This is a genomic window from Sphingopyxis sp. NJF-3 (assembly GCF_053514865.1).
In genome coordinates this window covers 1,856,139-1,877,029 of the sequence record NZ_CM130726.1, presented here as the reverse complement: position 1 = coordinate 1,877,029, position 20,891 = coordinate 1,856,139, and the positions used below count along the sequence as shown (strand labels likewise).

19 protein-coding genes and 1 tRNA gene are annotated in these 20,891 nt (G+C 67.7%); 8 read left to right on the top strand and 12 right to left on the bottom strand.

Annotated elements, in window-relative coordinates; genetic code table 11:
- Positions 1 to 6 precede the first annotated feature (6 nt).
- Positions 7 to 1,185, bottom strand: a complete 1,179-nt coding sequence (locus tag ACOTSS_RS09165) for a bifunctional 2-C-methyl-D-erythritol 4-phosphate cytidylyltransferase/2-C-methyl-D-erythritol 2,4-cyclodiphosphate synthase (RefSeq protein ID WP_448691178.1) — start codon at positions 1,183 to 1,185, stop codon at positions 7 to 9.
- Between the two features lie 98 nt (positions 1,186 to 1,283).
- Here ACOTSS_RS09165 and dusB point away from each other — a divergent pair, with 98 nt between their 5' ends.
- The 7 genes from dusB to hflX all read left to right on the top strand — a co-directional run bounded on the left by dusB (position 1,284) and on the right by hflX (position 10,509).
- Positions 1,284 to 2,282: a tRNA dihydrouridine synthase DusB gene (dusB, locus tag ACOTSS_RS09160; RefSeq protein ID WP_448691177.1), complete on the top strand. Its 999-nt coding sequence runs from the start codon at positions 1,284 to 1,286 to the stop codon at positions 2,280 to 2,282.
- The gene (locus tag ACOTSS_RS09155; protein WP_448691176.1) at positions 2,279 to 3,376 is read left to right on the top strand and encodes a two-component system sensor histidine kinase NtrB; all 1,098 of its coding nucleotides are present in this window, start codon (positions 2,279 to 2,281) and stop codon (positions 3,374 to 3,376) included. The genes dusB and ACOTSS_RS09155 overlap by 4 nt, the downstream gene beginning before the upstream one ends.
- Entirely contained in the window at positions 3,373 to 4,788 is a 1,416-nt protein-coding gene (gene ntrC / locus ACOTSS_RS09150) for a nitrogen regulation protein NR(I) (RefSeq protein ID WP_448691175.1), read from the top strand. The genes ACOTSS_RS09155 and ntrC overlap by 4 nt, the downstream gene beginning before the upstream one ends.
- Positions 4,789 to 4,892: 104 nt before the next feature.
- Positions 4,893 to 7,184, top strand: coding sequence for a sensor histidine kinase (locus tag ACOTSS_RS09145; RefSeq protein WP_448691174.1), 2,292 nt, complete (start codon positions 4,893 to 4,895; stop codon positions 7,182 to 7,184).
- Entirely contained in the window at positions 7,174 to 8,553 is a 1,380-nt protein-coding gene (gene ntrX / locus ACOTSS_RS09140; RefSeq protein ID WP_448691173.1) for a nitrogen assimilation response regulator NtrX, read from the top strand. Before ACOTSS_RS09145 ends, ntrX begins: the two co-directional genes overlap by 11 nt.
- 115 nt (positions 8,554 to 8,668) lie before the next feature.
- A complete protein-coding gene (gene hfq, locus ACOTSS_RS09135) occupies positions 8,669 to 9,172 on the top strand; it encodes an RNA chaperone Hfq (RefSeq protein ID WP_448691172.1) in 504 nt (167 codons plus the stop codon).
- Positions 9,173 to 9,180: 8 nt separating this feature from the next.
- On the top strand, positions 9,181 to 10,509 hold the full coding sequence (gene hflX, locus ACOTSS_RS09130) for a GTPase HflX (protein ID WP_448691171.1): 1,329 nt from the start codon (positions 9,181 to 9,183) through the stop codon (positions 10,507 to 10,509).
- A 97-nt stretch (positions 10,510 to 10,606) separates the two neighbouring features.
- On the opposite strand, the gene mazG is transcribed toward hflX, so the two are convergent.
- The 10 genes from mazG to ACOTSS_RS09080 form a co-directional block, all read right to left on the bottom strand.
- Entirely contained in the window at positions 10,607 to 11,392 is a 786-nt protein-coding gene (gene mazG, locus ACOTSS_RS09125) for a nucleoside triphosphate pyrophosphohydrolase (protein ID WP_448691170.1), read from the bottom strand.
- Positions 11,393 to 11,459: 67 nt separating this feature from the next.
- Entirely contained in the window at positions 11,460 to 11,639 is a 180-nt protein-coding gene (locus tag ACOTSS_RS09120; protein WP_141237224.1) for a hypothetical protein, read from the bottom strand.
- Complete coding sequence (locus tag ACOTSS_RS09115) at positions 11,636 to 12,400, bottom strand: MBL fold metallo-hydrolase (protein WP_448691169.1); 765 nt, start codon at positions 12,398 to 12,400, stop codon at positions 11,636 to 11,638. Before ACOTSS_RS09115 ends, ACOTSS_RS09120 begins: the two co-directional genes overlap by 4 nt.
- 187 nt (positions 12,401 to 12,587) lie before the next feature.
- On the bottom strand, positions 12,588 to 13,364 hold the full coding sequence (locus ACOTSS_RS09110) for a TatD family hydrolase (protein WP_448691168.1): 777 nt from the start codon (positions 13,362 to 13,364) through the stop codon (positions 12,588 to 12,590).
- A complete protein-coding gene (gene metG, locus ACOTSS_RS09105; RefSeq protein ID WP_448691167.1) occupies positions 13,364 to 14,956 on the bottom strand; it encodes a methionine--tRNA ligase in 1,593 nt (530 codons plus the stop codon). Before metG ends, ACOTSS_RS09110 begins: the two co-directional genes overlap by 1 nt.
- Positions 14,957 to 15,088: 132 nt before the next feature.
- Complete coding sequence (locus tag ACOTSS_RS09100; protein WP_448691166.1) at positions 15,089 to 16,057, bottom strand: DNA polymerase III subunit delta'; 969 nt, start codon at positions 16,055 to 16,057, stop codon at positions 15,089 to 15,091.
- Entirely contained in the window at positions 16,054 to 16,683 is a 630-nt protein-coding gene (gene tmk, locus ACOTSS_RS09095; RefSeq protein ID WP_448691317.1) for a dTMP kinase, read from the bottom strand. Before tmk ends, ACOTSS_RS09100 begins: the two co-directional genes overlap by 4 nt.
- On the bottom strand, positions 16,677 to 17,900 hold the full coding sequence (locus ACOTSS_RS09090) for a D-alanyl-D-alanine carboxypeptidase family protein (protein ID WP_448691165.1): 1,224 nt from the start codon (positions 17,898 to 17,900) through the stop codon (positions 16,677 to 16,679). The genes tmk and ACOTSS_RS09090 overlap by 7 nt, the downstream gene beginning before the upstream one ends.
- A gap of 10 nt (positions 17,901 to 17,910) precedes the next feature.
- Positions 17,911 to 18,897: a septal ring lytic transglycosylase RlpA family protein gene (locus tag ACOTSS_RS09085; protein WP_448691164.1), complete on the bottom strand. Its 987-nt coding sequence runs from the start codon at positions 18,895 to 18,897 to the stop codon at positions 17,911 to 17,913.
- Positions 18,881 to 19,879, bottom strand: coding sequence for a lytic murein transglycosylase (locus tag ACOTSS_RS09080; protein ID WP_448691316.1), 999 nt, complete (start codon positions 19,877 to 19,879; stop codon positions 18,881 to 18,883). The genes ACOTSS_RS09085 and ACOTSS_RS09080 overlap by 17 nt, the downstream gene beginning before the upstream one ends.
- A 236-nt stretch (positions 19,880 to 20,115) precedes the next feature.
- Between ACOTSS_RS09080 and ACOTSS_RS09075 the strand changes: the two genes are divergently transcribed.
- A tRNA-Ser gene (locus ACOTSS_RS09075) sits at positions 20,116 to 20,202 on the top strand.
- Between the two features lie 257 nt (positions 20,203 to 20,459).
- Here the strand turns inward: ACOTSS_RS09075 and ACOTSS_RS09070 are convergent.
- Positions 20,460 to 20,885: a GFA family protein gene (locus ACOTSS_RS09070; protein WP_448691163.1), complete on the bottom strand. Its 426-nt coding sequence runs from the start codon at positions 20,883 to 20,885 to the stop codon at positions 20,460 to 20,462.
- Between the last annotated feature and the right edge of the window lie 6 nt (positions 20,886 to 20,891).

Here is a 20,891-nt window from a genome sequence, read left to right as displayed (position 1 = left end):
GAGCGCTCAATTCTCCGGCAGCGACAGCGTCGCGACGGCCTGTGCAGCGATGCCCTCGCGACGTCCGGTGAAGCCCAGCCGCTCGGTCGTCGTGGCCTTGACGCTCACCCGTTCGGGCGGAAGCGACAGGATTTCGGCAATGCGCGCGCGCATCTGGTCCCGATGCGGGCCGATTTTCGGGGCCTCGGCGATGATCGTCAGGTCGACATGATCGATCCGCCCTCCGGCTTCCTCCACCCGCCGCGCTGCGAAATCGAGGAAGCGCCACGACGCGGCGCCGCGCCATTCGGGATCGCTCGGCGGGAAATGGGTGCCGATGTCGCCGTCGCCGAGCGCGCCGAGAATCGCGTCGGTCAGCGCGTGAAGCGCGACGTCGGCGTCGCTATGGCCTTCAAGTCCATGGCTATGCTCGATTTCCAGTCCGCTGATCCATAAAGGCTTGCCCACGACGAGGCGGTGGACGTCATAGCCCATGCCGACCGCGGTTCGCCTCATCGCCTTTACCTCCAGCAGCCCTTCGAGGATGGACTTATCCTCGGCATATGTCAGTTTGTGGAGCCGCGGATCGCCCGCGACCGCCGCGACCGGCACCCCGAGCCGCCGCACGAGCTGCGCATCGTCGGTTGCGGTCTCGCCCGCCGCCGCCGCATGGGCGCGGCGCAGCGTGCCGAGCCGAAAGGCCTGCGGAGTCTGGACGCGCGCCAGGGCACCGCGATCGACCACCTCGCCCGCTTCGTCATCGGCATATCGGACTAAAGTATCGGGAACGGGGAGGATGGGGATCGCGGCTTCGGCGCCAGCCAGCGCCGCGAGCAAGCGGTCGATTACCTCGGCAGTAACCCCGGGGCGAGCCGCGTCGTGGATGAGGACGAGCACCTCATCCTCCCAGTCCGCGAGCGCGGCAAGGCCGTTCGCCACCGATTGCTGGCGCTCGACGCCCGGAGACACGGAAATCCAGCCTTCGGGCAGGAGAGGTGCGGCCGCCATGACGTCATCGCCGGCAACCAACGCGCCGCCGGACACGCGGGGATGCGCCGCAAGCGCGTCGAGACTCCAGCGCAGCACCGATTTGCCGCCTAGCGTCTCGAGCTGCTTTGGCTGCGCGAAGCCTGCGCGCGTACCGCGTCCGCCGGCGAGCAGAATCACGGCGACGCGCGGAGATGGCGAAGGCGCGGACTCGGTCATAAGCCGCGCCGGTTAGCGCAGCATCGGCTTGCGGGAAAGCGCCTTAACGTGTAGGGGCGTGCTCAAATTTTAGGCAATTTCGACGAAAGCTCCCCGCCATGGCGCCGTTGCGGCCCATCCAGATCGGCAACATCACCATCGCGGATCCCGTGATCCTCGCGCCGATGACGGGCGTCACCGACCTGCCGTTCCGCAAGATGGTGCGCCGATATGGCTCGGGGCTCAACGTCACCGAGATGATCGCAAGCCAGGCGGCGATCCGCGAAACGCGCCAGTCAGTGCAGAAGGCGGCCTGGGATCCGGTCGAGGAGCCGGTGTCGATGCAGCTCGTCGGCTGCACCCCCTATGAAATGGGCGAGGCGGCGAAGCTAAACGAGGATCGCGGCGCCGCGATCATCGACATCAACATGGGCTGCCCGGTGCGCAAGGTCACCAACGGCGACGCCGGCTCGGCGCTGATGCGCGACCTGACGCTTGCCGCCGCGCTGATCGAGGCCTGCGTCAAGGCGGTGTCGGTGCCCGTGACCGTCAAGATGCGCATGGGCTGGGACCATGACAGCCTCAACGCGCCCGAACTCGCGCATATCGCCGAGGATCTGGGTGCGAAGCTGGTCACCGTGCACGGCCGCACCCGCAACCAGATGTATCGCGGCACCGCCGACTGGGGCTTCGTCCGCCGGGTCAAGGACGCGGTGTCGATCCCGGTCATCGTCAACGGCGACATCTGCTCGACCGACGACGCGCGTATCGCGCTGGCGCAGAGCGGCGCCGACGGGGTGATGATCGGCCGCGGCGCCTATGGCCGGCCGTGGCTGCTCGGCCAGGTGATGGCGGCGCTGCGCGGCGAAGGCGAGCGCCCCGATCCGGGAATCGACGAGCAATATGCCATCATCACGACGCATTATCGCGCGATGCTCGACCATTATGGCGAGATGACCGGGGTCAATATGGCGCGCAAGCATCTCGGCTGGTACGTCAAGGGGCTCCCGGGTTCGGCCGAGTTCCGCAACCAGGTGAACCAGATTCCGGATAGCCGCGATGTGCTCGACGCGCTCGAGCGCTTCTACAGCCCTTTCCTCAGCAGGGCCGCGGCGTGAACGCGCCGACGTCGAGCATTCCGGCCTTCGACCACCACGAACTCATACAGTCGCACCCCGTCGCGACGCTGCTGATCGACCGTGGCGGCGTGATCCTGTTCGTCAACGCCGCCGCCGAGCAATTGTGCAACATGAGCCGTTCGGCGATGGTCGGCCGCGTCGTCTATGACGTCATCCGCATGGACCGCGACTATCGCCAGCGGATGAGCGACCCCGCGACCTCGGCGCTGTTCGCGCACCGCGCCGAAATCTCGGTCGGCGATCGCAAAACGGTGTTCGCCGACCTGCAGATGGTTCCCTATGGCGCGAGCGGCCACCGCATCCTCGCGCTCGTCCCCTCGCAAAGCGAGGCCGAACTGATGGGCGGCGCGATCGGGCGCTCGGGCCGCGCGGCGGGGGCGGCGGCCTCGATGCTCGCGCACGAGATCAAGAACCCGCTCGCCGGAATCAAGGGCGCCGCGCAACTGCTCGCGCGCAAGGCCGACGCCGATGGCGAGCGTTTCACGACGCTGATCTGCGCCGAGGTCGACCGCATCACGACGCTGATCGACCAGATGGAGCATTTCTCGCGCGGTCAGCCGATCGTCTGCGACGCGATCAACCTCTACCAGCCGATCCACCAGGCGATGGAGGCGGCGCGCGCGCGGCAGGACCGGGGCGTCCGCTTCGCCGAGGATTTCGATCCGTCGCTGCCGCTCGTCCACGGCAATCATGACGCCATGGTGCAGATATTGCTCAACCTCCTCACCAATGCCTGCGAGGCGCTCGGCGGACGCGATGACGGGATGGTTCGTATCGCGACCGCTTATCGGCACGGGCTGTCGATCGACAAGGACGACGGCCGCGGGCGCATCGCGCTGCCGATCGAGGTGAGCGTCAGCGACAACGGCCCCGGCGTCCCTGCCGACATCCGCGGCGACCTGTTCGATCCCTTCGTGACCACCAAGCGCGAGGGCAGGGGGCTCGGCCTCGCGCTCGTCGCCAAGCTCGCGCGCGACATGGGCGGCACCGTGCAGCATGTCCGCGACGGCGACTGGACGCGATTCCGCGTCCATCTGCCCGCGGCGCCGGCGGCGAAAGGGCGGGGAGCATGACTGGCGGCAAGACCATCCTGCTGGTCGAGGACGATCCGGCGATCGCGATGATCATTCGCGAAACGCTCGCCCCCGAGTGCGGCCGCCTCGCGGCGGTGACGAGCGTCGCCGAACGCAACGCATGGCTCGCCGACAACCATGCGGACCTGATCATCACCGACGTGGTGCTGCCCGACGGCGACGGGATCGACTCGCTGCCGGGTGCAGGCGTCGATCCCCGCACGCCGGTGATCGTGCTGTCGGCCCAGAACACCCTCGACACTGCGGTGCGCGCCACGGGCATCGGCAGCTACGATTATCTCCCCAAGCCCTTCGACCTCGACGAGCTGATCGCGAGCGTGCGCGCCGCGCTCCAGCGCCGCGCCGAGCCGGCGGAGCCGGTCGATCCGGCGCAGGCCGACAGTCACGGGCTCGTCGGCCGCGCGCCGGCGATGCAGGCGGTCTATCGCACCATCGCGCGACTGGCGTCGAACGACCTCGCCGTGCTGATCCTCGGCGAATCGGGGACCGGCAAGGAGGTTGTCGCGCGTGCGATCCACGCGACGGGCCTGCGGCGCTCGGGCCCGTTCGTCGCGATCAACATGGCGGCGATCCCGCGCGAGCTGATCGAGGCCGAGCTGTTCGGCCACGAAAAGGGCGCCTTCACCGGCGCGCACAGCCGCAACGCCGGCCGGTTCGAGCAGGCGGCGGGCGGCACCTTGTTCCTCGACGAGATCGGCGACATGCCGATCGAGGCGCAGACGCGGCTGCTGCGCGTGCTCCAGAGCAATGAATATTCGACCGTGGGGGGCAGCCAGTCACTCAAGGCCGATGTCCGCGTCATCGCCGCGACCCACCGCGACATGCGCACGCTCGTCGCCGACGGACGCTTCCGTGAGGATCTTTTCTACCGCCTCAACGTCATCCCCGTCACCCTGCCGCCGCTGCGCGACCGGCGCAGCGACATCGGAGCGCTGGTGCGGCATTTCGTCGAGGCGGGGCGGCATTTCGGGCTGCCGGCTCGCGAATTCGCGCCCGCCGCCATGCAGATGCTCGAACGCCACGACTGGCCGGGCAATGTCCGCGAGCTCGGCAATGTCGTCCAGCGGCTCGCCGTGCTGTCGCGCGACGCCGTGGTAACCGTCCGCGACGTCGAGGGAGTGCTGCGCGAGCAGGGCGAGGGCGGCCCCGCCGAACCCGCCGACCTCATCGCGCGCGCGGTCGACGACTGGGCGCGCGAGCAGCTTGCGGGCGCCGGGGTCGACGGCGACATCCACGCGCGGCTCGAAGCGATCGTCGAGGCGGCGCTGCTGCGCCGTACGCTGCGCGAGGTGCGCGGCAACCAGCTGGAGGCGGCGCGGCGTCTTGGCATCAACCGCAACACGCTGCGCAAACGGCTCGGGCAGCTCGACATTGATCCCACGCGCCCCTGAAGCGCAGGCTCCAAGGGCAAGACGACGCGGAAAACGCGTTGAATCGTGACGGCACGCGATATTGTGTGTTCTCTATGCAACAGGTTTGTCGTATCGACGCAACAATGGCGAAGTCGGCTCCCCTGGCTCTCGATATCGATTCGGACAGTCAGGCGGCGCGCTCGGGGGTCTGGCGCTTTGCAGCCCCCGAATATTATACGCTCGCGCTGATCGTCAGCATCGGCATCGCCACCTATATCTTCGTCACCGGCGATGCACAGAGCGAGCGGCTGCTGACACCAGCGCTGGTCGCGGCGATCATGGTCGCCAATCTCGTGCCCGCGATGGCGCTCATCGTGCTGGTCGGTAGCCGCGTCGCGCGCGCGCGCGCCGTGCATTCGATGGCGGGCGGCAGTGGGCGGCTGCACGTCCGTCTCGTCGCGCTCTTCTCGCTGATCGCTGCGGCGCCGACGCTGCTCGTCGTGATTTTCGCCTCGCTGCTGTTCCAGTTCGGGGTCGATTTCTGGTATTCCGACCGTTCGCGCGGCATGTTCGAAAATGCCGCGGGCATCGCCCAGGCTTTCTATGAGGACAGTCAGAAATCGCTCGGCGCCAACACGATCGTGATGGCGAAGGACCTGAGCGGTTATCTTGACGATTTTCCGATCGACAGCGACGGCTTCTACAACCGCTACCTTCAGCAGGTCGTGCTGCGCGAGATGAACGAATCGGCGATTATTGAGGTCGGCGCCGACGGGATCGCGCGGACGCCGATCATGATGAACCCCGACAATCGCACCGCGGAGGGGCGCATATCGCCTGCGATCGTCGAACAGCTGAACGCGGGGGAGCCCGTCGTCATCACCCGCAAGGCTGACCGGCTCGAAGCGGCGACGCGCCTGCCGAACCGGGACAACGTCTATCTCTATACCTCGCGTGGAGCCAACACGCTCGGTTTGGGGCAGTTCGACCGCGCCAACACGGTGCTCGCAGACTATAACGCGCTCTTCGACCGGTCGCAGTTGCTGCAGTTGCAGTTCAATGGCGCGCTCTATCTGGGGTCGCTGCTGCTGCTCGCGCTCGCCGTGATCGGTGCGATCGTCGTTGCCGACCGCATCGTGCGCCCGCTCGGGACGCTTGTCGGCGCGGCGCGGACGGCGGCGGGCGGCGACCTGTCGGTGCGGGTGACGCCGACCGCGCGCAACGACGAGATCGCGGTGCTGACGCGCGCCTTCAACCGGATGACCGAGCAGTTGCAGGGCCAGACGAGCGCCCTCGTCAGCGTCAACGAACAGCTCGAGGCGCGGCGCGTTTTCATCGAGGCGGTGCTCAGCGGCGTCACCTCGGCGGTCGTCTCGGTCGATCGGAAGCATCGCATCCTGCTCGCGAACGCTGCCGCCGAGCGGCTGGTCGGCACCGTGGGCGAAAATCTCACCGGCAAGCCGCTCGCCGAGGTTGCGCCCGAACTCGAACAACTGCTCGCCAGCAACGAGCATGAAGCGATCGTCCAGCTCGCGCGCAAGGATGCCGAGCCCGCGACTTTCGCCGCCAAGGCGGTGGCGCAGGGCGACGGCTTCGTGCTCAGCTTCGAGGATATCACCCAGCAGCTCGCCGACCAGCGCCGCGCCGCCTGGTCCGACGTCGCCCGCCGCATCGCGCACGAGATCAAGAATCCGCTGACCCCGATCCAGCTCGCCGCCGAACGCCTCCAGCGCCGCTTCGGCGACAAGGTCGAGGGCGATGAAGCGACCTTCCGCCGGCTCACCGACACGGTGATCCGCCAGGTGCACGACATGCGCCGGATGGTCGACGAATTCTCGAGCTTCGCGCGCATGCCGAAACCGACCTTCGGGGTCGAGGATGTGCGCGACATCCTGAAACAGGCGGTATTCCTGTTCGAGGTCGCGAAACCCGACATCCAGTTTGCGGTGACCGTGCCGAACGAAATCGAGCCGCTCGTCTGCGACCGCCGCCTGCTGTCGCAAGCACTGACGAACATCGTCAAGAATGCGGTCGAAGCGATTGAAGAAAAATCGAAATCATCGGATGCATCGCCAGCGGGGCATATTGCGGCTTCGCTCGACATCGATCAGCACAACGCGATCCGCATCCGCATCGCCGACGACGGGATCGGGCTGCCCGAAGCGCGCGACGCGATCGCCGAGCCCTATATGACGACGCGCCAGGGCGGCACCGGCCTTGGCCTCGCGATCGTCAAGAAGATCGTCGAGCAACATTATGGCGAACTGGAATTTTCCGACAATCCGGCGGGGCAGGGGACATGCGTGACGCTGACCCTCCACCCCGACCGGCTGCGCCATCTGGCAGGGAAGGGGGGCGACGCGAGCGCGGGACAGGGGGAATCGGTCCCGGGCCGGATCAGGAATCGACAGGACAGGGAAGACCATGGCGCTTGATATTTTGATCGTCGACGATGAACGCGACATCTGCGAACTGGTGGCCGGCGTCATGGAGGACGAGGGCTATGAGGCGCGCACCGCGTCCGACAGCGACGCCGCGCTCGACGCGATCCGGCAGCGCCGCCCGTCGCTGGCACTGATCGACGTCTGGCTGCAGGGCTCGCGGCTCGACGGCCTCGGACTCGTCGAGGCGATCAAGGCGTTCGACCCGACGCTGCCGATCATCGTCATTTCGGGCCACGGCGGGCTCGACACCGCGGTCGCGGCGATCCGCCGCGGCGCGTTCGACTTCATCGAAAAGCCCTTCGAGGCCGAGCGACTGCTCCACCTCGTCGCGCGCGCGACCGAGAATGAGCGGCTCAAGTTCGAATATGAGCGCCTGCGGGAGCGCGCCGGACCCGCCGACGAACTCACGGGAACGAGCGCCGCGATCAACAATGTCCGCGCGACGCTGAAGCGCGTCGCCGGCACCGGCAGCCGCGTGCTGATCACCGGCGCCCCCGGCGTCGGCAAGGAGGTCGCGGCGCGCGTGCTCCACGGCTGGAGCGGGCGGCAGAACGCACCGTTCCGCGTCATTTCGTCGGCACGCATGGACCCCGAGACGGTCGAGGCCGAATTGTTCGGCACCGAATCCGACGACGGGTCGATCCGCGTCGGCCTGCTCGAGCAGGCGCATGGCGGAACGCTGTTCCTCGACGAGGTCGCGGACATGCCGCTGACGACGCAAGGCAAGATCCTGCGCGTCCTGACCGACCAGAGCTTCACCCGCGTCGGCGGGCGTACGATGATCCGCGTCGACGTCCGCATCATCTCAGGCTCGGCGCGCGAACTCACGACCGAAATCGCCGAGAGCCGCTTTCGCGAGGATCTCTACTATCGGCTCAACGTCGTTCCGGTTCATATCCCGCCGCTGCGCGAACGGCGCGACGACATCGCGAGTCTGTGCGACCATTTCGTCCGCCGCTACGCCGCCGACCGCCGCGTGCCGCCGCCCGAGATCAGCGCCGAGGCGATGGCCGCGCTCCAGGCGCACGACTGGCCGGGCAACGTCCGCGAATTGCGCAACGTCATCGAGCGCGTGATGATCCTCGCGCCGAGCGACCGGTTGAGCCGGATCGACGTCGACATGCTGCCGGGCGAACTGGTGCGCGGCGGCGCCGATATCCTGCCGGGCGCCGAATCGATCACCGCGATCCCACTCAAGGAGGCGCGCGAGAATTTCGAGCGCGAGTATCTGCGCATCCAGATCAACCGTTTTTCGGGCAATATCTCGCGCACCGCGACCTTCATCGGCATGGAGCGCTCGGCCTTGCACCGCAAACTGAAGCTTTTGGGATTGACCGATAATCCCGAAAGCGACGGGTGACGGCTTTGCCCTAGACCTGTGCGGCGCTTTGCCGCATATTGCAGCCGCCAAGATGAACAGGAGCGGGGCACAAGCCCCGCCAAGCGGTATCCGCCGCCAAGAACAGGAGGCCAATGTGTCCGATAAAAACCAGAATCTCCAGGATCTCTTCCTCAACGCCCTGCGCCGCAGCAAAACACCCGTGACGATGTTCCTCGTCAAGGGCGTGAAGCTGCAGGGGATCATCACCTGGTTCGACAATTTCTCGCTGCTGCTGCGCCGCGACGGCCAGTCGCAGCTCGTCTACAAGCATGCGATCTCGACCGTGATGCCGTCGCACGATTTCGACCTCGCATCGCTGGGCGACGATGTGCGTGACGCGCCCCCCAGCAAGGGCAAGGCGCTGCAGGACGTGTTCCTGAACGCGGTGCGGCGCTCGGACGAATCGGTGACGATGTTCCTCGTCAACGGCGTGATGCTCCAGGGCGATATCGTCGCCTTCGACCTGTTCTGCATGCTGCTCGAGCGCGAGCGGCAGGTGCAGCTCGTCTACAAGCACGCGATCTCGACGGTGCAGCCGAACGGCCCGGTCAATCTGACCGACAATGGCGATGGCGACGCGGACGGCGCCGACGCCTGACCGACCGCATGACCCCCGATGACGTGGAGGTGACGCGCGGCGCGCGCGCCGTGCTGGTCGTGCCTGAGTGGCGCGGGCAGGGGCTTTCACGCGACCTCGACGCGCGCGTGGCCGAGGCGACGGGGCTGGCGGTCGCAATCGGGATCGAGGTCGTCGCGGTGCATCCGCTCCGCCTGCGGCAGACGCGCGCGGCGACGCTGATCGGAGTCGGCCAGATCGAGGCGATCCAGCCCGATGTCGAGAGCAGCGGGGCGCAACTCGTCATCGTCGACGCGGCACTCTCCGCGATCCAGCAGCGCAATCTGGAGACCGAGCTCGGCGCGAAGGTGATCGACCGCACCGGCCTGATCCTCGAAATCTTCGGCGAGCGCGCGGCGACGGCCGAGGGGCGGCTGCAGGTCGAGCTCGCGCATCTCGACTATCAGGCGGGGCGGCTGGTGCGCAGCTGGACCCACCTCGAACGCCAGCGCGGCGGCTTCGGCTTTCTGGGCGGGCCGGGCGAGACGCAGATCGAGGCCGATCGGCGGATGATCCGAAACCGCATGGCGCGCATCCGCCGCAGCCTCGAGGATGCCCGCCGTACGCGCCAGCTGCAGCGCGCTAAACGCCAGCGCGCGCCGTGGCCGGTGATCGCGCTCGTCGGTTATACCAATGCCGGAAAATCGACCTTTTTCAATCGCCTGACGGGTAGTGACGTCATGGCGGAAGATATGCTGTTCGCGACGCTCGACCCGACGATGCGCGAAATCCGCCTGCCGGGGATCGACAAGGCGATCCTGTCGGACACGGTGGGTTTCGTGTCCGACCTGCCCACCGAACTGGTCGCCGCATTCCGCGCGACCTTGGAGGAAGTGACCACCGCCGACCTGATCGTCCACGTCCGCGACATCACCCATCCCGACAGCGAGGCGCAATATGCCGATGTTGTCGCCATCCTCGATTCGCTGGGAGTGAACGGACCGCGGGACGGGGAAGGGGACGCGCCCGAGGCCATCCAGCAGATCGAAATCTGGAACAAGATCGACACCGCGAGCCCCGAGCGCCGCGCCGAAATCGAGGAGATGGCGGCGCGGCGGCGTGACGTCGCGGTGATTTCGGCCGAGACCGGCGAGGGTGTCGACGCAGCACGCGCGCTGATGGCCGCGGACCTGACCGCGCGGCACGAAGTGGCGCGCGTCTTTCTGCGCTTCGACCAGGGCGAGGCGATGGCATGGCTTCATGCGCGCGGCGACATATTGTCCGATGACGTCGAGGAAGGCGGGCACCGGCTGACGGTGCGGCTCGATCCCGCCGATCGCGCGCGGTTCGAGCGGCTGTGGGGTCCTGGGCAGAGCTGACGTTCATTTGATCGTCATCCCGGCGAAGGCCGGGATCTCTACGATGCCCCATGGCGCGCCGGCGAGATCCCGGACTTCGCCGGGATGACAGATATCACTACCCGCGCTCGGCCTTCTTCACCGCTCCCCAATGCGCCTCCTGCGCGTCGAGCGTCAGGCCGGCGAGGGTGCCGCCGGCGCGGTCCTCCATCGCGGCAAAGCGCCGCGCGAATTTGGCGTTGGCGTCGCGCAGCGCGTCCTCGGCGTCGACCCCGAGCTTGCGCGCATAATTGACCACGGCGAAGAGCAGATCGCCAACCTCCTCGTGCCGCGCGGCGTGGTCCTCGGCTTCGGCCACTTCGGCGAGTTCCTCGGCGATCTTGTCGCGCGGGCCTTCGGCATCGGGCCAGTCGAAACCGACGCGCGCGGCGCGGCCCTGCAGTTTTTGCGCGCGCAGCAGCGCCGGCAGCGACAGCGCGACGCCGGCCAGCGCGCCTTGCGGGCCGGCGGCCGCGCGCTCGGCCGCCTTGATCGTCTCCCATTGCTGGCGAACGTCCGCCGTCGTGGCGTCACCGAAGATATGCGGATGGCGCCGTTCCATCTTGGCGGAAATCGTGTTCGCGACATCGTCGAAGCCGAACAGGCCACGGTCGGCGGCGATCTGGGCGTGGAAGACGACCTGGAGCAGCAGGTCACCGAGTTCGTCGCAGATCGCGGCAGGATCACCGCTGGCGATCGCGTCGGCGACCTCATAGGCTTCCTCGATCGTGTACGGTGCGATCGTCTCGAAATCCTGCGCGAGATCCCATTCGCAGCCGCCATCGGGATTGCGCAATTGCCGCATGATCGCGAGCAGCCGGTCGATGGGGGGACTGGGGGGATGGGCCGCGTCGCTCGACATCATTTTATCCGATAATATATATTATGTTAAATTATCATGCAGCCGGATCGGAAAACCCCTCTCGGCGCCTTCATCCCGCTGCGAGCTGATAGGTCCGGATCGCGATGAACACGAGCCCGAAGATCGCGAGCCACGCGAGCCCCATCTTCAGCCAGTCGGCCAATTTGAGCTGGCGCGCGACGAGCGCGCTGACCACCAGCGTGAACGCCATCGCGAACCACAGCATGTCGGCGCCTGATTCCATCGTCATAGTTGCACCTCCAGCCCGTCATAGCCCGGCTCGACGCCCGGCGGCAATTCGCCCGCAAGGTCGTCATAATCCATCGTATTGTCCATATGCGTGATGATCGCGCGCGGATGGCCGACCTTGGCGAGGCCTTCGAGGCTCATCGCGAGATGCGGATGCGTCGGATGCGGATAGCGACGCAGCGCGTCGATCACGAACAGGTCTACGCCCTGGAAGAAATCAACCATCTCTTCCGTAAAGCGTGAAAAATCCGTAGCATAGCCGATCTTGTGGGCACCATCGCTGAAGATAAGCCCGCTCGCCTTGATCGGCCCGTGCGGCATTTCGAGCGCCGACACCTCGATCGGGCCGATCGACTGATGGTCGAGAAGCTCGATCGGGTCGACCGACGCCGGATAGCCTGCATTGCCGGCGAAAGCGTAAGTGAAGCGCCATTTCAATATGTCGAGCACATGGTCGCGCGCGTAGGCGGGCACCGCCGAACCGCGCAGGTGCATGATCTGACGGAGATCGTCGAGCCCGTGGGTGTGGTCGGCGTGCTCGTGGGTCCAGATCACCGCGTCGACCTCCCCCACGCCCGCGTCGAGCAGCTGCATCCGCATGTCGGGGCTGGTGTCGACGAGCAGGCGGAAGCCCCCGAGCGAAACCATGATCGAGGCGCGGCTGCGCAGGTTGCGCGGGTTGTCGGGGTCGCACCGGCCCCAGTCGTTGCCGATCCGCGGCACCCCCGACGAGGTGCCGCATCCGAGAATGCGCAGCTTCATGGGTTCGGATTCCCCATGAAATCTGAATTGCCGAATCCCCGAGCGAAGACGAGGGGCGCGTTCGAGCGAAGCAAGAACCAACCGGCGTCGGAGCCTCGGCTTCGCTCGGCATGGCCCCTCGTCTTCGCTCGGGGAAACGGTTCAGATCTATGGTGCGCTGCTCCAGGACAATCGACGCGGTGTGACGTCATGGCTGCGCCTTATTGAAAAGACGGTAGAAATTTTCGCTGGTCGCCGCCGCCAGCACTTCCTGATCCTCGCCGCGCAGATGGGCGAGATAAGCGAGCGTGTCGGCGACGAACGCGGGTTCGCCCGGCTTTCCGCGATGCGGGACGGGGGCGAGGAAGGGGGAGTCGGTTTCGACGAGCAGCCGGTCCTGCGGCAGCCATTTGGCGGTCGCCTGCAGATCGGCTGCGTTCTTGAAGGTCACGATGCCCGAGATCGAGATATAGAGGCCGAGCTCGATCGCCTGTTTCGCGAAATCGTCGCTCGCGGTGAAGCAGTGGATGACGCCGGGATAGGGCGCCCTGCCCATCTCCTCGCCGAGCAGCGCGAGCGTGTCGGCCTCGGCATCGCGGGTGTGGACGATGATCGGCAGCCCGGTTTGCTGCGAGGCATGGATATGGCGGCGGAAACTGTCCTGCTGCCGCGTCCGGCCGCTCTTGTCGTAATAATAGTCGAGCCCGGTCTCGCCGATGCCGATCACGCGCGGATGCGCGGTGCGCGCCACCAGCTTGGCGGTATCGACATCGGGATGCTGGTCGGCGTCGTGCGGATGGATGCCGACGCTCGCCCAGACATCGTCGTTCGTTTCGGCGGCGGCGAGCACTTCGTCCCACTCGCTCTCGCGCGTCGCGATGTTGAGCATCGCGGTCACGCCGCGCGCGCGCGCGCGATCCAGCACCTCATCCTGCTGCTCGGCGAGCCCCTTGTAATTGAGGTGGCAGTGCGAATCGACGAGCATCAGGCGGCTGCCTCCTCCCCTTCCCCCTCTCCTTCGGGCAGTTCGAGCCGCGGGAAGATCGGGACCGGCTGACCGACCGCGAAGCCGCTTTCGGCGAGCTTCGCGAACCAGCCCGCATCGGCGAGCGCCGCGAAATCGCGCGCGTCGGCGGCGATGCCCATCTGGTCGAGCAGCGCGTCGGCGGCCGCCGGGACCACCGGACGGATCGCGATCGCGAGCGTGCGCACCGCCTGGAACAGCGTCATCAGCACCGCGCGCATCCGCTCGGGATCGGTCTTGCGCAGCGCCCATGGCGCGGCCGCATCGACATATTGGTTGCAGGCGAAGACCGCGCGAATCCAATCCTCGATCCCGACCGAGAAAGCGAGCTGTTCGAACTCGCGCGGCAGGCGCGTCCGCGCCATGTCGAGCAGGTCGGCGAGCAGCGCCTCATCCTCGGCCGCCGCCTGATAGTCTGCTGACAGTACGCCGCTCAAATTCTTGAAAATCATCGACAAGCTGCGCTGCGCGAGATTGCCGAAGCTGTTCGCGAGGTCGGCGTTGGCGGTGCGGACGATCGCCTCGGCCGAATAGCTGCCGTCCTGGCCGAAGCTGACCTCGCGGAGCAGATAATAGCGCAGCGCGTCGACCCCGAACCGCTCGGCGAGGTCCATCGGGTCGACGACATTGCCGAGCGATTTCGACATCTTCTCGCCGCGGTTGAGGAGGAAGCCGTGGCCGAACACCTGCCTGGGCAGCGGCAGACCGGCGCTCATCAGGAAAGCCGGCCAGTAAACCGTATGAAAACGAACGATATCCTTGCCGATCATGTGAATGTTGGCGGGCCAGAAACGCGCGAAGTCGCTGTCGGCATCGGGATAGCCGAGCCCCGAGAGATAGGTGGTGAGCGCGTCGACCCAGACATACATCACATGTCCCGGCGAATCCGGCACCGGCACGCCCCAGTCGAAGCTGGTGCGCGAAACGGACAAATCCTTGAGCCCGCCCTCGACGAAGCGCAGCACTTCGTTGCGGCGGCTTTCGGGGCGGATGAAGTCGGGATTGTCGCGATAGAGCGCGAGAAGCCGGTCTTGATAGGCCGAAAGACGGAAGAACCAGCTTTCCTCGACGGTCCATTCGACCGGGGTGTTCTGGGGCGAGAGCTTGGCGCCCCCTTCCCCCTCGCTCAGTTCGCTTTCGTCGTAGAAAGCCTCGTCGCGGACCGAATACCAGCCCTCGTAGCGGTCGAGATAGAGGTCGCCGTTCGCTGCCATCGCGCGCCAGATCGCCTGCGACGCCGCGTGATGCGCGGGGTCCGACGTGCGCATGAAATTGTCATAGCTGATATTCAGCTTGGCATACATCGCACGGAAATATCCGGACATTTCGTCAGCAAGGTCGATCGTCGCGCGCGCCTGATCGCGCGCGGTCTGATACATTTTCAGCCCATGTTCGTCGGTGCCGGTGACCATCCGCACCTCGCGGCCGCGCGCGCGCTGGAACCGCGCCATGACGTCGGTCGCGATCGCCTCATAGGCGTGGCCGATGTGCGGGCGGCCATTGGGATAGCTGATCGCGGTGGTGATGTAGAAGGGTTGCTGGGTTTCGGACATGCGCGCGCCTTAGCGGGTGCGGGGCACGAGGGGAAGCATCCCGTCGCCCCTGCGAAGGCAGGGGCCGCTATCGGTCCTGCCCTTCACGGCTGCGCAAACCTCCAGCGGCCCCCGCCTTCGCGGGGGCGACGGTCAGGTTTTGGGCGCCAGTTCCGCCAGGCAATTGCCGATTTCGAAGCCGACCATCGCGCCGTCGTAGGAGCCGCGGATCGCGTCGCGGACGGTGCGCTGCACGCGGTCCCACTGCGCGAGCACCGGCGCGATCTCGGCGACCGGGCGTTCGCGCGCGAGGCGGGTGAGCAGGCCGGGCACGATGTCGATGACGAGTTCGAGCCGCTCGCGGTTGCTCGTCCCGCCGACCTCGCGCGCGAGCGCCTCGCGCAGGCGGTTGCCGGGATCGCCCGAGGTCGTGATCGCGAGCAATTTCTTCTCCATCGCCGCGACGTCGCTGTCGATCAGCGCGAGCGCCTTGCCCGGCACGCCGCCCGACGCGCCCGCGATCGCCCGCACCTCGGCGGCGTCGAGCATCGGGCGCATCTCGTGCAGCCATGAGGCCATGACGTCACGGTCAACGGGTTGAAAACGCAGCGTTCTGCACCGCGACCGGATCGTCGGCAGCAGGCGTCCGGGCGAATGGCTGACGAGCAGGAAAAGCGTCTGCGCGGGCGGCTCCTCGAGCGTCTTGAGGAGCGCGTTGGCGCCATCGGTTTCGAGATCGTCGACCGCGTCGACGATGATTACCCGCCAATCGCCCAGCGACAGCGACAGGTGGAGGCGGCGGATCATCTGGCGCACCTGGTCGATCGTGATGTTGCGCGCGAGCTCCTTGCCCTTGTCCTTCGGCTGGCGCGCGAGGGTGAGTATCTCGGGGTGATTGCCCGCGTCGACGAGACGGCCTGCGGCGGCATCGCCGGGGTCGGCGAAGGTCAGCGGTTCGCCGCCCTCGCCGCCGCGACCGTGCGTGACGAGAAAGCGCGCCGCGCGCGCGGCGAAGGCGGCCTTGCCCATACCCTGCGGCCCGGCGAGCAGCCAGGCGTGGTGGAGGCGTCCCGCCGCCCAGGCTTCGAGGAAGGCGCTCTCGGCGTCGCGGTGGCCGATCATGGCAGCCAGTCCGCGAGGTCGGCGAGGATCGCCGCGGTGACGGCCTCCGCGGGGCCGTCGGCGTCGATCACCCGCCAGCGTTCGGGCTCGGCCGCCGCCATCTCGGCGAAGCGCGCGGCGAGGCGCGCCTGATAGTCGGCGGGCTTGCTGCCCATGCGGTCGGCGCCCGCGGCGTCGCGCACCGCCAGGCGGCGCGCGGCTTCGCCGGGGCTGACGCCAAGCAGGAAGGTGCGGTCGGGGAGCAATCCTTCGGATCCGACGCCGTGGAGCGCGAGGATATCGGCGTCGGTCAGGCCGCCGCCGCCGCCCTGATAGGCGCGGCTCGAATCGACGAAACGGTCGCAGACGACCCACGCGCCGCGCGCGATCGCCGGGCGGATCGTGCGCGCGACATGATCGGCGCGCGCGGCGGCGAAAAGCAAAGCCTCGGCGCGCGCGTCCCAGCGGTCTTCGGCGCCCTCCATCAGCAGCGAGCGGATCGCTTCGGCGCCCGGGCTGCCGCCGGGCTCGCGCGTCGCGACGACCTCGATCCCGCGCGCGCCAAGTTCGGCGGCGAGCGCGCGGAGCTGGGTCGACTTGCCGCCCCCTTCCCCGCCCTCGAGCGTGATGAAGCGCCCGCTCACCAGCCGGTCAGCCGGTAGAAGCCGGTGCGCGCGCGATCGAACCAGCCGCCCTTCCCCACGTCGTTCGCGGCGAGCAGCGGCGTAACCTGCGGCGGCAGGCCGTCGGGGGCGACGACAAGCTCGGCGATCCGGCTGCCGCGTTCGACCGGCGCGGCAAGCGGCGCGCGCGCGCGCATCGTCGCGCGAAAGCCGCCCGCAAAACCCTTGGGAACCGTCATCCGCACCGGGATCGCGGCTTCGGCGGCGACGCTGGGCTGGGCACCCTGCCCGACGTCGAGCCGGCCAACGCTGGCGCCCGCGGGGACGATCTCGCGGCCCTCCCACGCTTCGAATCCCCAGGTCATCAGCCGCTCGGCTTCGTCGCGCCGCGCCTTTTCGCTCTTCATTCCCGCGACGACCATGATCAGCCGCCGTCCGCCGCGCTTCGCCGAACCGAGGAAGCAATAGCCGGCTTCCGCCGTGTGCCCGGTCTTGAGCCCGTCGGCGCCGTCGAAGCGCCCGAGGATCGGGTTGCGGTTCGGCTGGACGATCGGGGTGCCGTCGGGCGCCTTGCCGTGCTGGAGCTTCGGGATCGAGAAATAGCGGGCATAGCCGCCGGGGTGATCGCGGATCAGCCGGTCGGCGAGCGTGATGAGGTCGGCGGCGCTGACCTTGGTCACGCCGCCGTCGGGCCAGCCGTTGGGGGTCCCGAAACGGCTGGATTTCATACCAAGTGTGGCCGCCATATCATTCATCCGGCGAACAAAAGCTTCTTCGCTGCCGTCGATCCCGACCGCGAGCGCCGCGGCGGCGTCATTGCCCGAAACGGTGATCAGCCCCTTGAGCAGTTCGTCGACCGACACCGTCTCGCCCGCGCGCAGGAACATGGTCGAGCCGCCGTTGCTGCCGTTCCATTTCCTCCACGTCGCCTCGCTGACCGTGAAGCGCTTGTCGCGCGACAATTTGCCGCTGTCGATCAGGTCGAGCACGACATAGGCGGTCATCACCTTCGCCATCGAGGCGGGCGCGAAGCGCTTGTCGGCGCCGCGCTCGAAGAGGATCGCGCCCGAATCGAGATCCTTGAGCATCACGATCGGCGCCTGCGTGGTGTAGAGCGGGCGGCTCGCCGGCGCATGCGCGGGGGCGGCGCCCGCGGGCGCGGCGGACGGCGCGACAGCAAGCGCCAGCGCGGCCAGCACGAGCCCCGCTCCGCTTCGTTCGAGGATGGTCCGGCGCCGCATGCGAGGTCCGTCAGCGGTCGCGCACGACCACGGCGTCGCGGAACCCCTTCGCATGGGCCTTGCCGAGCGCTGCCTTCGCATCGGCCTCGCTCGCGAAGGGACCCATGCGGACGCGCCAAAGATTGCCTGCCTTGCCGACATGGCCGCCGACCACCTTCGCGGTGGCACTGGCGCGGGCTTCGGTGCTGAAGGTAGCGACCTGCACCGCGTAGCTGCCCGATGCCGCAGCCGGCGCCGGTGTCGGCTGCGGTGCGGGTTTGGGCGGAGCCGAGGCGGTGGGCGGCGCCTTGCCGCCCGGACCTTCGACGATGAAGCGGTCGTCGCCGGGCCTAGTGCGCGGCGGCGCGGCGGGCGTCGCCGGTTTCGCGACCCCGGCTGCGATCGCGGCGGGCGAAGGCTTGCCGGTCAGCTTGCTGCGCAGGATGGCGAGCAGCGAGTCGGGCGTCGCGATCCGCGCGGGAACGGGTTTGCCGGCGCGAAGCTGCGCGCGCTCGGCCGCGGGCGGGCTGGTCCGCCGCACGCGCACGCCGGCGACGCCGGGCTTGAGCCCGAGTTGCTCGGCGGCACCGCGCGACAGGTCGATCAGCCGGTCGTTCGCCATCGGCCCGCGATCGTTGACGCGGACCAGGATCGTGCGCCCGGTGTCGAGCGCGGTGACCTCGACATAGCTCGGCAGCGGCAGCGTCTTGTGCGCGGCGCTGATCGCGGCGGGATCGAAGGCCTCGCCGTTGGCGGTCGGCCTGCCGGCAAGTTCGTCGCCGTACCAGCTCGCATAGCCGACCTCGTCATAATCGGCGATGTCGGCGGGGGTGTAGGTGACGCCGTCGACGGCATAGGGCGCACCGATCTTGACCGGGCGGTCGGGGACGAGCGTTTCGGCCGGCGCGGGCGCGGGACCCGCGGCGGGGCCGCCCTCGCGCTTGCCATCGAAACTTCCACAACCCGCGAGCATCAACGCCGCTCCGGCCAGCACCCCGCCCCTAACGATCGATCTCATCCGCCAGCAACCCCACAGAAAGCGCGTAAAAGTTGGAACAATTATAGTCGAGTATCGCACGATAATTGCCCGTCAGCAAATAGGCGGTGTTTCCGGGGCCGTCGGGTTCGAGCAGGGTTGCCTGGATTTGTCCGTCGGGCCAGCGCCCGTTGATCGGCTGGAATCCGTCGGCGCGCCACTCGGCCAGGCTGCGCCAACGGCTGTAGCGCGCGAAGACGCGCGGGCAGCGCGTTGGCTGAAGACGCGTCGCGAAGCGGTTGCGATCGAAGCCGGCGGGAACGCGCACCGCGACGCCCCACGGCTGCCCCGCGCGCCAGCCGGCGCGGCGGAGATAGGAGCCGATCGATTCGATCGCGTCGGCCTCGCTCGACCAGATACGCGCGACCCCGTCCCCGTCGCCGTCCTCGGCCACCTGCAGATAGACCGAGGGCAGGAATTGCGGATAGCCGAAGGCCCCCGCCCAGCTTCCCTTCAGCACCTCGCGCGGAACGCCCTTCTGCACCATTTCGAGCGTCGCGAGGAATTCGGGTTCGAATAGGCTGCGGCGGCGGCCTTCATAGGCGAGCGTCGCCAGCGCCTCGGGCAGGTCGAAATTGCCGGTGACCGCGCCGTAGGCGGTCTCGTGGCCGAAGATCGCGATCATGATGCTGGTCGGCACCCCGGTGCGCTGCTCGATACGCGACAGCAGCGGCAGCAGCCGGTCGTGAACGCGCCGACCACCGTTTATCCGCGCGGCATCGACATGCTTTACCCTGTAGGGCGCGAAGGCGGGGATCGGCGTGTTGGGGCTCGGCGGCGCGCCGAGATTGTCGCGGTCGAGCGCGACGACGCGCGCATTGTAGCGCAGTCCCGCCGTCACCCGGTCGAAGGTCGCGCGCGACACGCCGCGCGCCTCTGCCTTGGGCCACAGCGACTGGACATAGGCGTCGAAGCCGGTTCCGCCGCTGCCCTGGGCGTGAAGCGGTGCCGAGGCGGTGAGCATCCACGCCGAGAGCACGACCCCTGCAAAGTGGAAAAGTCGCCCGATTCTGAAACTCTTGCTGCGCATCATGTCCCACCCATAGAGCCTCTTGCCGTCGGGCTCCAAGCAAAGAGTGACACAGGTCGCCGCAGCTTGACCATCCCGGCTGTCGACGGTCCGAGTCAATTGCGCGCCGGACGGAGCCGGTCCGCTTTGGGCTTGCCGCCACGCGGGCGAACGCTATGGCGGCAGGCGTAGGACAGGTGGCCGAGTGGTTTAAGGCAGCGGTCTTGAAAACCGCCGTGGGTGCAAGCTCACCGTGGGTTCGAATCCCACCCTGTCCGCCGATTGGGCATGGCGGTTTGCTTGCGCGGGCCGGAATCGTCGCTTTGAGGTGGGAACCCGACATCCCCCACCTTCGTCATTCCCGCTTTCGCGGGAATGACGACATTATGAGACGCGGGTTGTCGCTCAGCAGTCGGTATAGATATTCGTCATCCCGGACTTGATCCGGGATCCATTCACGCGACGTTTGAGCCAATGGATCCCGGATCAAGTCCGGGATGACGACGAAGATATGTTGGCCTTCGGTCGATCGCCCTCATTCGCCCGGCGCGATTTTTGTCGGATTTCTGGCGTGTGCGACGACCTCCGCCGGCAATTCCAGCCACGGGTGCCGGTCTTCGCACCACACCGCCTGCTCGGGCATCGGAAAGCCGGGGTCGGCGAAGGCGCCTGCCGCGACGCCGGTCAGATGCGGCAGGCGCGCGGGTTCCCACCACAGTGACGATCCGCATTCGGGGCAGAAGTGGAAGGTGACGTCAAAGCCGCTGGCCGACGGGCGGGTAAAGCTGCTGGCGGTGCCCGCCGTCCGCTCGACGCTTTCGCGCGGGAAGAAGGCGGCGATGCTGAACAGCGACCCGGTTCGCCGCTGGCAGTCGAGGCAATGGCACATCGACACCTTCGACGGCTCCCCCACGCAGCGGAGGACGAGCCGGCCGCAATGGCAGGAGGCGTGACGTTCCATCGCCGC